The 13,880-nt window shown below is 44.1% G+C and carries 12 protein-coding genes; 11 read left to right on the top strand and 1 reads right to left on the bottom strand.

Annotated features, from left to right (window positions below; translation table 11 throughout):
- Positions 1–209: 209 nt before the first annotated feature.
- The 11 genes from proV to MTR11_RS07420 all read left to right on the top strand — a co-directional run bounded on the left by proV (position 210) and on the right by MTR11_RS07420 (position 12,321).
- A complete protein-coding gene (gene proV / locus MTR11_RS07470; RefSeq protein WP_005393388.1) occupies positions 210–1,397 on the top strand; it encodes a glycine betaine/L-proline ABC transporter ATP-binding protein ProV in 1,188 nt (395 codons plus the stop codon).
- Between the two features lie 4 nt (positions 1,398–1,401).
- A complete protein-coding gene (gene proW, locus MTR11_RS07465) occupies positions 1,402–2,493 on the top strand; it encodes a glycine betaine/L-proline ABC transporter permease ProW (RefSeq protein WP_046874899.1) in 1,092 nt (363 codons plus the stop codon).
- Entirely contained in the window at positions 2,486–3,493 is a 1,008-nt protein-coding gene (gene proX, locus MTR11_RS07460) for a glycine betaine/L-proline ABC transporter substrate-binding protein ProX (RefSeq protein WP_005393392.1), read from the top strand. The genes proW and proX overlap by 8 nt, the downstream gene beginning before the upstream one ends.
- A gap of 216 nt (positions 3,494–3,709) precedes the next feature.
- Positions 3,710–4,321, top strand: coding sequence for a thermostable hemolysin (locus MTR11_RS07455; protein WP_237283866.1), 612 nt, complete (start codon positions 3,710–3,712; stop codon positions 4,319–4,321).
- A gap of 80 nt (positions 4,322–4,401) precedes the next feature.
- The gene (locus MTR11_RS07450) at positions 4,402–5,961 is read left to right on the top strand and encodes an AMP-binding protein (RefSeq protein ID WP_243327232.1); all 1,560 of its coding nucleotides are present in this window, start codon (positions 4,402–4,404) and stop codon (positions 5,959–5,961) included.
- Positions 5,962–5,986: 25 nt separating this feature from the next.
- Positions 5,987–6,670, top strand: coding sequence for a TenA family transcriptional regulator (locus MTR11_RS07445; protein ID WP_182033441.1), 684 nt, complete (start codon positions 5,987–5,989; stop codon positions 6,668–6,670).
- Between the two features lie 8 nt (positions 6,671–6,678).
- A complete protein-coding gene (locus MTR11_RS07440) occupies positions 6,679–7,473 on the top strand; it encodes an SDR family oxidoreductase (protein WP_243327231.1) in 795 nt (264 codons plus the stop codon).
- A gap of 14 nt (positions 7,474–7,487) precedes the next feature.
- Positions 7,488–8,123: a tetratricopeptide repeat protein gene (locus tag MTR11_RS07435; RefSeq protein WP_243327230.1), complete on the top strand. Its 636-nt coding sequence runs from the start codon at positions 7,488–7,490 to the stop codon at positions 8,121–8,123.
- Positions 8,124–8,126: 3 nt separating this feature from the next.
- Positions 8,127–8,783 (top strand): response regulator, encoded by a 657-nt coding sequence (locus MTR11_RS07430; RefSeq protein ID WP_006741600.1) that lies wholly within the window; start codon positions 8,127–8,129, stop codon positions 8,781–8,783.
- A complete protein-coding gene (locus tag MTR11_RS07425; RefSeq protein ID WP_243327229.1) occupies positions 8,773–10,185 on the top strand; it encodes a sensor histidine kinase in 1,413 nt (470 codons plus the stop codon). Before MTR11_RS07430 ends, MTR11_RS07425 begins: the two co-directional genes overlap by 11 nt.
- A 186-nt stretch (positions 10,186–10,371) precedes the next feature.
- Positions 10,372–12,321 (top strand): LTA synthase family protein, encoded by a 1,950-nt coding sequence (locus MTR11_RS07420; protein WP_243327228.1) that lies wholly within the window; start codon positions 10,372–10,374, stop codon positions 12,319–12,321.
- 113 nt (positions 12,322–12,434) lie between these two features.
- Here the strand turns inward: MTR11_RS07420 and MTR11_RS07415 are convergent, their stop codons facing one another.
- The gene (locus MTR11_RS07415) at positions 12,435–13,691 is read right to left on the bottom strand and encodes an MFS transporter permease (protein ID WP_243327227.1); all 1,257 of its coding nucleotides are present in this window, start codon (positions 13,689–13,691) and stop codon (positions 12,435–12,437) included.
- Between the last annotated feature and the right edge of the window lie 189 nt (positions 13,692–13,880).

Raw genomic sequence — 13,880 nt, 5'->3', positions numbered from 1 at the left:
CAATGTCATGGAAAAGTTAAGCGAAGACAAAACCAACCGTAAATATCTATTTTTGTTAATAAAAACACTATTTAACCACACCACCTTCATTGTTTATTGTATGCACATAAAATCCTGTTAACCGAACCCCATTCGTTGAAAGTTGAACTAAAATTAATTAGAGTACAAATCGTTAAACAGTTATAAACACACAAAAAAGGACAGATAACATGGATCCCATACTGGAAGTTAAGGGACTGTATAAAGTGTTTGGAGAAGACCCAGAAAGAGCCTTCTCGCTTATCGAAAAAGGTATCGATAAGGACGGTATTTTTGAACAGACAGGTTTAACAGTCGGCGTAAACGATGTATCTCTAACCATTAACGAAGGTGAAATTTTCGTGATCATGGGGCTTTCTGGTTCGGGAAAATCTACTCTCGTTCGACTCCTAAACCGACTCATTGAGCCAACGAAAGGCAGTGTTTATCTAAAAGGGAAAGATATTGCCCATATCTCTGAAGACGAACTTCGAGAAGTTCGTCGCAACAATATCTCAATGGTGTTTCAAAGTTTCGCACTTATGCCTCACATGACGGTGATCGAAAACGCTGCATTCGGTTTAGAACTTGCTGGCATTGATGTTAATGAACGTCAGAAAAGTGCCCTTTCCGCCTTGGAAAGAGTTGGCTTAGACCCTTATGCAGAATCTTTCCCTGACGAGTTATCCGGTGGTATGAAACAGCGCGTGGGTTTAGCAAGGGCATTGGCTTGTGACCCAGACATTCTATTAATGGACGAGGCGTTTTCCGCTTTAGACCCATTAATCCGTTCTGAGATGCAGGATGAGCTTATTCGTCTACAAAACGATGACAAACGCACAATTGTCTTCATCTCTCATGATTTGGACGAAGCAATGCGTATTGGTGATCGTATCGCCATCATGCAAAACGGTGAGGTTGTTCAGGTTGGCACACCTGATGAAATATTGCACAGCCCAGCAAATGATTATGTCGAAGCGTTTTTCCGCGGCGTAAACATCGCAAGTGTCTTGACAGCAAAAGATATCGCTCGCAAGAAGCCAGCCGCCGTCTTTAAGAAATCGGAAAATGATGGCCCGGGCTCTGCGATGCAGATTCTGATGGATCATGACCGTGATTACGGCATTGTCGTCGATAAATCTAGCCGATATTCCGGCATCGTGTCTCTTGACTCACTACGTTTGGCTCACAAAGAAAACCGCTCTCTAGCCAGTGCTCAATTGACGGATGAAGTCACTCTTCAGCCAGAGCAGTCAATCAATGACATTTTGGGGCTAGTTGCAGGCGTTCCTTATGCCGTACCTGTCGTTGATGAGCAAGGTACTTACTTTGGTGTCGTGACTAAATCACGTCTTCTACAAACACTAGATAAGGATTAACACGATGTCTTCAGAGCAAACTAACAATGATCCCTGGTCGAATACCGCTCCTGCACAAGATGATCCTTGGTCACAAGGTGCAGGTGCTGACGCTGCCCCAAGTAATGACTGGTTAAGCTCAGAAACTGTAGAGCAAGCGCCATTCGACATTATGAACCCATTCCAAGATGCGGTTCTACCACTTGATAGCTGGGTAGAATCGGGATTGAACTGGTTGGTGGAACATGGTCGCCCTGTTTTCCAAGCAATTCGAGTTCCAATCGACTTTATTCTTACCTCGTTTGAAACTGCTTTGGTGTCTACACCTGCGCCTATCATGGTGCTCATTTTATTTTTGCTGGCGTGGCAGTTTTCCAATGTAAAACTCGGTTTTTCAACACTTGTATCCCTTGTTTTTATCGGCCTAATTGGTGCGTGGTCACAGGCGATGACAACGCTCGCACTGGTTTTAACCGCCGTCTTCTTCTGTTTGCTTATCGGGCTACCGATGGGGATATGGTTGGCGAGAAGCCAAACCGCAGCCAAATTTGTTAGACCAATACTCGATGCAATGCAAACGACCCCCGCGTTCGTTTATCTAGTGCCAATCGTTATGCTATTCGGTATTGGTAACGTTCCTGGCGTTGTAGTAACCATCATTTTCGCACTGCCTCCCGTTGTGCGCCTGACTATTTTAGGGATTCAGCAAGTACCTGAAGAGCTGATCGAAGCGGGCCACTCTTTCGGGGCAAACAAAAAACAGATGCTTTACCGCATCCAATTGCCATTGGCGTTACCAACGATTATGGCAGGGGTAAACCAAACCTTGATGCTTTCGCTTTCTATGGTAGTGATCGCTTCAATGATTGCGGTTGGCGGCTTGGGCCAAATGGTACTTCGTGGTATCGGCCGACTTGATATGGGTCTTGCTGCTGTCGGTGGCTTAGGCATCGTAATTCTCGCCATTTTATTAGACCGTATTACCCAAGTATTAGGGGTTAATGCGGGTAACACCAAGCTTCGCTGGTATCACACAGGTCCTGTTTCATACCTATTAAAACTGAAAACAAAGACGAACCAAGACGATCTAAAACTTAGGAGAAACATCAATGAATAATTCATGGAAGAAAGCGCTCTCTGTTGGAGCTCTAAGTACTATCGCATTTTCAACTTATGGTGTGGCAAGCGAACTACCGGGTGAAGGTGTGACTGTTCAGCCAGTTCAATCAACCGTTGCAGAGGAAACGTTTCAAACATTGATCGTAAACCGTGCACTTGAAGAGCTTGGTTACGACGTAAAACCGACTAAAGAAGTCGATTACAACGTAGGCTATACCTCTATTGCTAAAGGCGACGCCACTTTCTTAGCTGTAGGTTGGTTCCCTCTTCACGCCGATAAGTACACGATGTCTGGCGGTGATGATAAGTTTTTCCGCAAAGGTCAATATGTAAGTGGTGCTGCTCAAGGTTACTTGATCGATAAAAAAACCGCTGAAAAATATGGCATCACAAATATTGGTCAATTAAAAGATCCAAAACTGGCGAAACTTTTCGATGCCAACGGTGACGGTAAAGCGGACTTAACAGGTTGTAACCCAGGTTGGGGTTGTGAAATGGTCGTTGAGCATCAGTTGGATGCGTTCAAGCTTCGTGACACAGTAACGCACAACCAAGGTAACTACGCTGCGATTATCGCTGACACGATTTCTCGTTACAAAAAAGGCGATCCGATTCTTTACTACACTTGGACACCTTACTGGGTAAGTGGCGTCTTAGTTCCGGGTAAAGATGTTGTTTGGTTAGAAGTGCCATTCTCTTCACTTCCTGGTGAGCGTAAGGACATCGACACAACACTAGAGAACGGTAAGAACTACGGCTTTGAGATGAACTCTATGCGCATCGTTGCGAACAAAGAGTTTACTGAAAAGAACCCAGCAGCAGCGAAGCTGTTTGAAATCATCAAGCTAAACATCAATGATGTTAGTGCGCAGAATATGATGATGAGCCAAGGTAAGAACAGCTCAGCAGACATCGAGTCTCATGTAAATGGCTGGATCAAAGCGAACCAGAAAAAGTTCGACGCATGGGTAGACGAAGCTAAAAAAGCAGCCATGTAATCGGCACAACCATTAAAATACGTGACACCTAACTTTAGAGCCAACCGTTCACATCGGTTGGCTCTAATTTTATTCACCGTAGTAAAAAGAGTTACAACAATATTGAGCCCTGCTCCTCAGTATTTTCTTAAAGTTTCTACTTAATTTCATTCCTTAAGAGTTTCTTAAGTTTCGCGTTTTATTTTGTTGATAACCAATCAAACAAAGGAAGCGCTCATGAAACACCATGCACAAATTTCTGCAGATGGCTTTACTTTAGACATCGTCTATCCAATGCATCCGCTTTGGAGCCAAGTTATCGAGCATGTTTCTCAGCGTTATCAAGAAGCATTCTTTGCCGAGCTCAAACAGTTTATGCCGGCGTATTTAACCCTCATCGAAGGCGGTCAAATCATTTCCGTATGCGGCTTTCGCATCGCCGAAAATGAGCCCTTGTTCCTTGAACAGTATTTGGAAGACGATGCCCAAAAGCTGGTTTCTAACGTATTTAACTGCGACGTAAAACGTTCGAACTTAGTGGAATTCGGTCACTTGGCATCTTTTGCTAAGGGCATGTCGTCTCTGCACTTCTACCTCATCGCAGAAATGCTGGTCAATCTCGGTTTTGAATGGTGCATCTTCACCGCGACAGACCCACTTCACGCCATGATGGCGCGCCTAGGGTTGGAGCCTCATATCATCGCGCAGGCCGATCAAAACAAAGTCCCCGATGCCGAGTCCACTTGGGGGTCGTACTACGAACATCAACCACGTGTGTTAGCTGGCAATTTGCAAAAAGGACTCGAACGTCTTCGATTAATCCAAGAAAGAAAACGCAAACAAGCCTAGATAGAAAAGTAAACGTCGTTAGAAAAGCAAACACAACCAGAACAACTTGGTTAAACACAACGCCAAAATATAGGTGATGTATGAATATTCTCCTCGATGCCATTACAAAATGGGCAAAAACGACACCAGATCGAGTAGCACTTGTCGGCTACGAAGCGAATCAAACGGTTGAACTGACTTACTCTGAATTGTTAAACAAGATCGAACTCGTTGCCGCCGAGCTTATTGCACAGAACATCAAAGCACTCGCGCTACGCGCAGAAAACAGCATCGATTGGGCCATTGTTGATTTGGCGGCGATGGCGGCAGACATAGTCGTCGTACCTATTCCGACTTTTTTCTCTGATGCACAAGTTGAACATACGTTAGAGCAATCAGGCGTAGATGCTTTAGTTGGCGATTGGCAAGCATGGTTGGCTTCTCATCCTAAGCAAAGCTTTAACCAGCAAGACCATCCGTTTTCCATTGCAAATTTGCCTTTGCTGCGTCGTAACCAGTTGGGAGATGAAGGTACACAGGTAGCTTATCTACCAGAAACCGGAAAAATCACTTTTACGTCTGGCTCGACTGGTCAGCCTAAAGGTGTGTGTTTAAGCAATGATCATTTGTGTTTGGTGGCGAAATCGCTCGCCGACGCAGTAAACAGCACGGCGCACTCGCACTTAGTGCTGCTTCCGTTATCGACGCTTCTCGAGAACATAACAGGCGTTTATGTACCACTCATGTTGGGCGTGACGTCATATATTTTACCCGGAGAGCAAACCGGCTTACTCGGTTCAAGCCAATTCGAACCGGGTTTGTTTGCGCAAGCATTAGCGACCATCAAACCAGAAAGCTTAGCGCTAACACCAGCATTATTGCTTGCGCTCATTCACATCGCGAAACAGCAGCCCTCTCTTGTGGATTCTCTAAAATTTGTCGCTGTTGGCGGCGCAAGAGTGTCGTCGCAACTGATTAACACCGCGCATGCGCTGAACATCCCTGCGTTTGAAGGCTATGGCTTGTCTGAATGTGGCTCTGTTGTTTGTTTGAATACACCAGCCGCATTTAAAGCAGGAACGTGTGGCAAACCGCTTCCGCACACTCAGATTCGTATCGCGGAAGATGGTGAACTGCTCGTCAAAGGCAACGTTGCTCTTGGTTATTTGAATGAGCCGTTTACTCAAGAATGGTTAGCAACTGGTGACTTAGCCCAAATTGACGCACAAGGCTTTGTCTCTCTCTCGGGACGTAAGAAGAACCTTATCGTCACCGCGTATGGCAGAAATGTCTCACCGGAATGGATTGAATCAGAAGCGTTGGCGTTTTTGCCGATGACGCCACTGATCGTTACGGGCGATAGCCAACAAACATTATGCGCTGTCATTGCCAATAGCGAAGACGTCGAAGCAAAGGTTCATACATTAAACCAAACCCTACCCGATTACGCTCAAATCCGAACCTTGTTGCTACTTGACAACCCACGAGCCATCTCTGGTTGGTACACGGATAACGGCAAGCTCAAACGAAATCAAATCGAACATGATGTGGCTCAGTTATTAGCGAGCACAACGCCTGAATTAACGCTGCAAGCGCAAAAGATCCAACGCATCGTTTTGCCCTTCCAGCAACACATTACGTCTTTCCAAACTGCATCTTAGTTAACGGCTTCTTAAGGAGAAGGTTATGACTTTATTTTTCGAACAACTCAAACAAAGCACTGCCGCTGCTCAACAAGCAATGTTAACTGCGCCAGTCATCGCAGAAGTTCAACAAGGCAACATTTCCAAAGATATGTATATCGCCTTTCTAACCCAAGCTTACCATCACGTTAAGCACACTGTTCCCTTGCTGATGGCGTGTGGAGGCCGACTATCTGGCGAATACGAATGGGTACGAGATGCCATTGCCGAGTACATCGAGGAAGAGAAAGGCCATCAAGAATGGATTTTAAATGACATCAAAGCGTGCGGCGGCGATGCCGAAGCAGTGCGCAATAACAAAGATGTAGGTCAAGTAGGTGCACCGATTGAACTGATGGTTTCCTACCTTTACCACAACATTGACCGCCACAACCCACTCGCGCTGTTTGGCATGGTGTGGGTATTAGAAGGCACCAGCGTCGGTATTGGTGGCCAAATGGCTGAAAAAATCCAGTCAACGCTAAGCCTACCGCCTTCGGCAATGACTTACCTAGTTTCACACAGCGTGTTAGACCAAGATCATCTGCAATTTTTTGAATCACTGATGAACAAAATCACCAAAGTGGAAGATCAACAAGTCATTATCGACTCCGCAAAAATGGTGTTCGCATTGTACGGACAAATGCTGCGTTCTTTGCCTTCTTTCTCAACCCAACAAGCGGCGTGAGGTGAAGCATGATCATTAACAACAGCACCATTCTCCTGACAGGAGCAACGGGCGGAATTGGGCAAGCCATCGCGCAAGAGTTAGCAAAACGCGGAGCCAGCCTCATTCTTGTTGGGCGAAACGAAGAGAGCTTGCAAACACTACAGCGTGAACTGTCGAATCCAGAACGCCATGACCTAGTCGTTGCAGACATCACCTCACCAGAAGGACTAACTGCGATTAAAGATCGAGCGCGTCAACATCAAAAAGTGGACGCACTGATTAACAATGCGGGCAGCAACGATTTCTCGTTGTTAAGCCACAAACGACCAACGCAGATTGCAGACGAAATCCAACTCAATCTCGTTGCGCCGATGCTGCTGTGCCAATCCGCGTTAACGTGGTTAAAGCAGCCTGGGGTGATTCTCAATATAGGTTCCACATTCGGCTCAATTGGCTACCCAGGCTATACCTCCTATTGCGCGGCAAAAGCGGGGTTGCACCGCTTTACCGAATCGCTCGACAGAGAGCTGTTCGCAACCGGAATCCGTGCGCTGTATTTGGCACCAAGGGCGACAGAAACCTCACTCAATAGTGATGCCGTCAATGAAATGAATCGACAACTGGGTAATAAAACGGACTCGCCGCAAGTTGTAGCCGATCACGTTGTCACCATGTTGGAAAAAGAAATTTCCGCGAAATGGATTGGTTGGCCAGAAAAGCTTTTTGCGCGCATCAATCAACTGCTTCCAAGCGTGGTTTCTTCTGCGATTCGTAAGCAGCAAGAAACCATTCATCAATACGTAAACCGAGTCAGTCACTGAAGAGGACATAGACGATGAAGACCAAACAACTACTTTGCGCTTTGACGGTTTGTTCAACGTTAGCTTCGACCGCTGCGTTGGCAGGTAATACTCCACTGCAACAAGTTCAAAAGAAATGGGCGGAATGTCAGTACAGCACGCCCGATGGAGACGAAAAGGAACAATGCTTCCATCGCGCGATTGCCAAAACCAGTATTTATCTCGACAGAGAACCGGGCAATCCCGAACTCACTGTTTGGCTGGCAATCAATAAAGCATCGCTGGCTGGTGCTCAAGGTGGCTTAGGTGCATTGTCACTCGCCAAAGAAGCCAAATCTTTACTCGAAGGGGTAATTGCAACGTCACCGCAAACGCTTGATGGCTCTGCATACACCAGTTTGGGTTCTCTGTATTACAAAGTTCCGGGGTGGCCAATTGGCTTTGGTGATGACGATAAAGCCGAAGAAATGTTGAAAAAAGCGTTAGAGATCAATCCAAAAGGCATCGATCCGAACTATTTTTATGGAGACTTCCTTGCAGAAGAAGGTCGAGACAAAGAAGCGAAATTGTATTTGACTCGCGCAATTCAGGCGTCACCTCGTCCTGACCGACCTTTGGCTGATAAAGGTCGAAAACTGGAAATTGAAGCGACTCTTGGGAGATTGAAATAAACCATGCGCTTATTACTCGTAGAAGATGACAAACTACTCGGTCAATCCATGGTGACTTCATTAAGTCGCCATGGGTACACCGTGGATTGGGTGGAAAAAGGCTATGGCGTGACTAGCGCACTCAAAACAGAAGCGTTCACCGCCGTGATTTTGGATCTCACTCTCCCCGATATCGATGGATTGGAAGTTCTGCGTAATATTCGCAAAGGCGGATTTAAGCTCCCAGTGATGATACTTACCGCACGAGACGACATTCGCGATCGCGTTCAAGGCCTCGACGGCGGCGCAGATGACTACCTCGGAAAACCGTTTGCACTCGAAGAGTTGCTCGCTCGCTTGCGTGTGTTGATTCGCCGTCAATCCGGTAGTGCAGAAGAAATCATTCAAGTTGGACAGTTATCTTTATCCTTATCGGAACAAAGCATTCGCTACGATGACGCGCCGCTTAAACTCACACGCAATGAATTTAAAATCCTCACCAGTTTGATGACGAACGCCGGACGCGTGCAAAGTAAGGAGCAATTGCAACAATCACTACACGGCTGGGATGAAGGTTCAAGCGACAACGCTATCGAAGTTCATATTCACAATTTGCGTAAAAAAGCGCCCAAAGTGGTCATTAAAAATATTCGCGGTGTGGGGTACATTCTTGAAAGATAAGAAATCGTACTCGATCAAACGTCAGTTAACTCTATCAGTCGGCGTGTTGGTAAGTGTTCTCTTACTCATCTCACTTTATTTCAGTTTCCAATCTGCGAAGCACGAGGTCGAAGAAGTTTATGACGCTAGGCTTGGACAATCCGCAAAATTAATGTTGCTGACGCTCTCAATTTCAACGGAAGAGAGGACTCTCGCTAACCATCGAGAGTTATTTAATGAGTGGATGGAAAACATTGAGTCAATATCAAAGTCTGACGATGACAATGTCACAAAGTTCGGCCACCCTTATGAACAAAACTTGGTTTTCCAATTCTATCGAGACAACACACTAATCTGGAGCTCTGATCAAAGCTTGCACGCACTCTCTACGTCCTTTGATAATAACGGCTACGCTGATATCGTAAAAGACGCTACACAATGGCGTACATTTCAGATTTCACTACCACAAACAAAACATGATAATGAATACGTCGTGGTTGCAGAAAAATACAAGATACGTAAAGAGATCATCCACGAAATTGCCCTATCCACATCAATAGAACAATTGCTGATACTACCAACTTTGTTGCTTTTGCTGTTTTGGTTGATCGATAAACACTTCCGACCGATTAACGACCTGCGCACCGCCATCACACAAAGAAACGTACACCGATTAGATCGCATTCATGTAAAAGACAACACCGTTGAACTCGCACCACTTGTCGATTCGCTCAACTCTCTCCTCTCTGAACTAGAGTTAGCCTGGCAAAGAGAGAAACGCTTTACACGTGCTGCAGCGCATGAACTAAAAACCCCACTAACAATCCTTCGTCTTAACGTAGAAAATGCACTTGAAAGTAATGATCCGGAGCAACTGAGAGGAGATTTACACAACATTCTGCAAGGCATTAAACGCACTGACCGCCTTATCCATCAGCTACTGACTTTAGCTAAAGTAGATAGCTTATCAGAACGTGTATTCGACACCGTTGAGCTAACCCCTTTGTTGCAAACCGTTGTTGCTGATTTGGCACCGTTAGCATTGAAGCAGAAGCAAGACATCAGTTTATCATCTTCCAACATCGCTATATCCGGTGATCGAATGTTGTTAGAGGTGTTATTTCGTAACCTCGTCGATAATGCGATTCGTTACTCCGGCGAGCACAGTGACATACAAGTCAGCCTCACTGAGAACAATAATACAATCAAAGTCTTAATTTCCGATACTGGTCCAGAAATCCCGAAAGAAACTCGTGAAAGAATCTTCGAACAGTTTTATCGGGGTCATTCCGAACATGGCGACGGTGCGGGTTTAGGGATGTCAATTTGCAAAGACATTACAGCACTACACCGTGCAACACTTGAGCTCATTCCCAGAGAAAATAGTAGGAATACGTTTGTCGTCACTTTCCCAAAGTGCTAACAAAAGCGATACAGACCATAACCTGTTTAATTTATGTTCTAGCCGAACATGAGCTTCATTCCACACTTACATAGACATACCAACACTTACACTACTCGACCATAAACCCACATTATAATTCACGTTTATTTCACGCTTGCTTTGTTAAAAACAACACAACATAACAATTAAACTATTCGAATAAATATGAAAAACTTATCTAAGGGCTCTGTGTGGGGGCCTTTGCAGCCAATTGCTGCTTTTTCTTTGTTTTCACTTATATTTTTGTCTATCTCACGCGTTTTGCTCGCCTTTTGGCAACTTGATCGAATTGACTCTTTCAACGACTTAATTTACATCCTAGGCCAAGGCTTACGCGTAGACATTGCAACACTGTGCTGGTTATTCATCCTCCCTGCACTGCTTTCTGCCCTAATGCCATTAAACGGCAAGATTGGGCAATGCTGGAAATGGATATTGCGCATATGGATGGTTTTAGGGCTTTGGATTCTCGTATATATGGAACTGGCAACGGCACCATTCATTCAAGAATATGACCTACGCCCAAACCGTCTGTTTGTGGAATACCTTATCTATCCGAAAGAGGTCATGGGCATGCTTTGGACTGGCTATAAGCTAGAGCTGTTTATTGGCGCGTTAGGCACGGCATTAACTCTAGTTTTGGGTTGGAAGTGGAGCCAAAAACTGACCGACAATGCACAGCAGATCAACTGGAAGTGGCGCCCACTATTAGCAATTTTCGTTGTGCTTCTTGGTGTTGCAGGTGCACGCTCGTCTTTAGGCCACCGCCCGCTAAACCCTGCCATGGTGGCATTTTCTAACGATCCACTGCTTAACGACTTAGCATTAAATTCATCTTACTCACTGCTGTTTGCTGTCAACAGCATGAAGTCAGAAAAAAGCGCAGAGCAGTTTTACGGCAAGATGGATAATCAAAAGATGCTGGAGCTAGTTCGCGCTTCGTCAAAAAAGTCCGACTTTGATCCAACATTGCTTCCAACCATGAACAGTAACCCTGCGACCTACCATGGTAAACGTAAGAACTTAGTGATCTTGCTACAAGAGAGCTTAGGAGCGCAATTTGTGGGTTCTTTGGGTGGTCTGCCTCTTACGCCAAACCTAGACGAACTCATGGCTGAAGGTTGGCAGTTCACGCAAATGTACGCAACGGGTACTCGTTCTGTTCGTGGAATCGAAGCTGTAACCACGGGTTTTCCACCATCCCCTTCTCGCGCAGTGGTCAAACTAAGCAAAAGCCAAACAGGCTTCTTTACCATCGCAGACTTACTCAAAGCACAAGGCTATCACACGCAATTTATTTATGGCGGTGAAGCAAACTTCGATAACATGAAAACCTTCTTCTTCGGTAATGGTTTTGATCAAATCGTCGAAGAAGATGATTACAATAACCCAAGCTTTGTTGGCTCTTGGGGGGTCAGTGATGAAGATTTATACAACAAAGCAGACGAAGAGTTTGAACGTCTTTCAAAAAGCGACAAACCTTTTTTCAGCTTAGTTTTTACGTCAAGCAATCACAGTCCTTATGAGTATCCGAAAGGTAAAATTGAGCCATACGATTCCGAACACATGACGCGTAATAACGCGGTAAAATATTCAGATTACGCTTTGGGTACGTTCTTTGACAAAGCGAAAAACTCATCCTACTGGGATGATACTATTTTCATTGTCATTGCAGACCACGATGCCCGCGTGTCTGGTGCTAACTTGGTTCCAGTTAAGCACTTCCATATCCCTGCATTGATCATTGGTAAAGACATTCAACCACGTAAAGATGACCGTATCGCAAACAACATAGATATGCCGCCTACGCTGTTGTCTCTTATTGGCGTAGACGCCAAAACGCCGATGATTGGTCGTGATTTAACGAAACCACTGGCTCGCGAAGATGAACGCGCAATGATGCAATACGACAAAAACTTTGGTTATTTAACGCGTGACAACCTAGTTGTGCTTTCTCCTGGTGAAAAAGTGTCGACCATGGAATACGACTTTGAAAGCCAAACCATGAAACCGCTAGAAGTCGATGAATCCGTTATTGAACGCGCAAAAGCAAACGCATTGTTTGCATCTAAGGCGTATCAAAACAACTGGTACGCTTCGAAATGTACCAACTAATATCTGCTGATTCAGTTAAAAAGGAGCCAAATGGCTCCTTTTCTTTATTCTGTAAGACTCTTCACTCTTAGAGTACATGGAGGAACGCACACTTTGTATCTAGAAAATCATAGTCATATGTAGAGCATGAACTTTTCAGGATTGTGTTCGATGACTAAGGCCAACACGTAAACAACGAGGCTTGTTGATATCAAGCCAAACAGAAAACTGACCCGAAATACCATCGTTGTTATCGTGATAAAACCATAGGCAAATACACCACTATTAATCATAGCGTACAAATTATCCAGACCAAAACTTGGTAAGGGTGCGCTAATAAATAGGAGTGAAAACATCATAATATTTGAAAATTTTTTAACCCAACTTGGTTTTTGTAGATAAAAACCCGAAATAGAAAAGGACAACAACAGCAATGGCACTAACCCATAATAAGTAAATTTGTAATATGGCGTAATCCAATCTGAACTCTGGTTTAAGAATAGTATTATGCAAGTAACAATGGTCGATGATAATGCTAAAGAAAAACACTTTGTTCCTTTGTAAGGTTTGTCTTCAAAGTTAAATAACTTAAAAATTCCCACTGCAATACCAAGAACAACCCATGCAAATGTCACTAGCTGTAAAAATGCGATCTCTTCGCGGATGGCAAAAAAGCCAAAGTAAATAGCATGATAAAAAGACCAAACCATACCAATTGGTAAACCCAAGGAGAGTTTTTCTAGGAGAATTTCTGACTGCTCTTCGTAATGAATAGTCCACCATACTAGTGCGACATAAGCGAGCAACACACCAAAAATGACAACATATTGCGCTTCTGAGATACTGATAATCATTGGAACTAAGGCTAGGGTTAAGCCAATGATAACAAATAGAATCTGGTAACAAATCGCGGGTAATGTGCAAATAAGTCGCCAAAATACCCTACCGATATCTTGAAGAAGTTCGTAGGTTTGAGCGATAAAATAAGCAACAGCAGCGATAAGAAGCAACACTCCACATAGTTTCATCAGGTTAACTAAGTTAAATAGTTTCACCCAGTCACTGCTTTCTTCGGCTTGCTTCAGCTCTTTTTGAGCGTCATCAATGTGAGCGAGTTTCAATAAGGCATTTTTTCTGTCTTCATTTTCGAGAAAGTGTCCAAACTCTTGGTTTGCTTCACTCTCCGTTATCACTCCATTTTTGTAAAGAAGATAGATAGTTGAAAGGCTCACTCTTTCTATTTCTGTAAGATCACGAATTTTTTCTTTATTATTAATTTCATTGATAGTTAAAATTTGACTTTCTTTCTTTTCTATATTTTTTGCTGAAATACTTAATGAACATGTAACACAAAAAATAATAATTAACAGTGAACTAATCGTTTTACACATATGAACGGGATTGCTTTTGACAAGGAAATGTCGAGAAGATAAATGGAATCAAATACAAAGCAAACGATATGTTCATATGCTCGATCCTGAGCCAATAAAATTGAAAGTGATACTTCTCACTATTTCAAACAAGGTACTTTAACTTGGTCTACTGACAAAGCCTGTCTTACCCTTCCGTTAGATTCAACC

This window comes from Vibrio sp. CCB-PB317, from assembly GCF_022808245.1.
Classification (GTDB): domain Bacteria; phylum Pseudomonadota; class Gammaproteobacteria; order Enterobacterales; family Vibrionaceae; genus Vibrio; species Vibrio diabolicus.
This window is presented reverse-complemented; position numbering and strand designations above follow the sequence as displayed.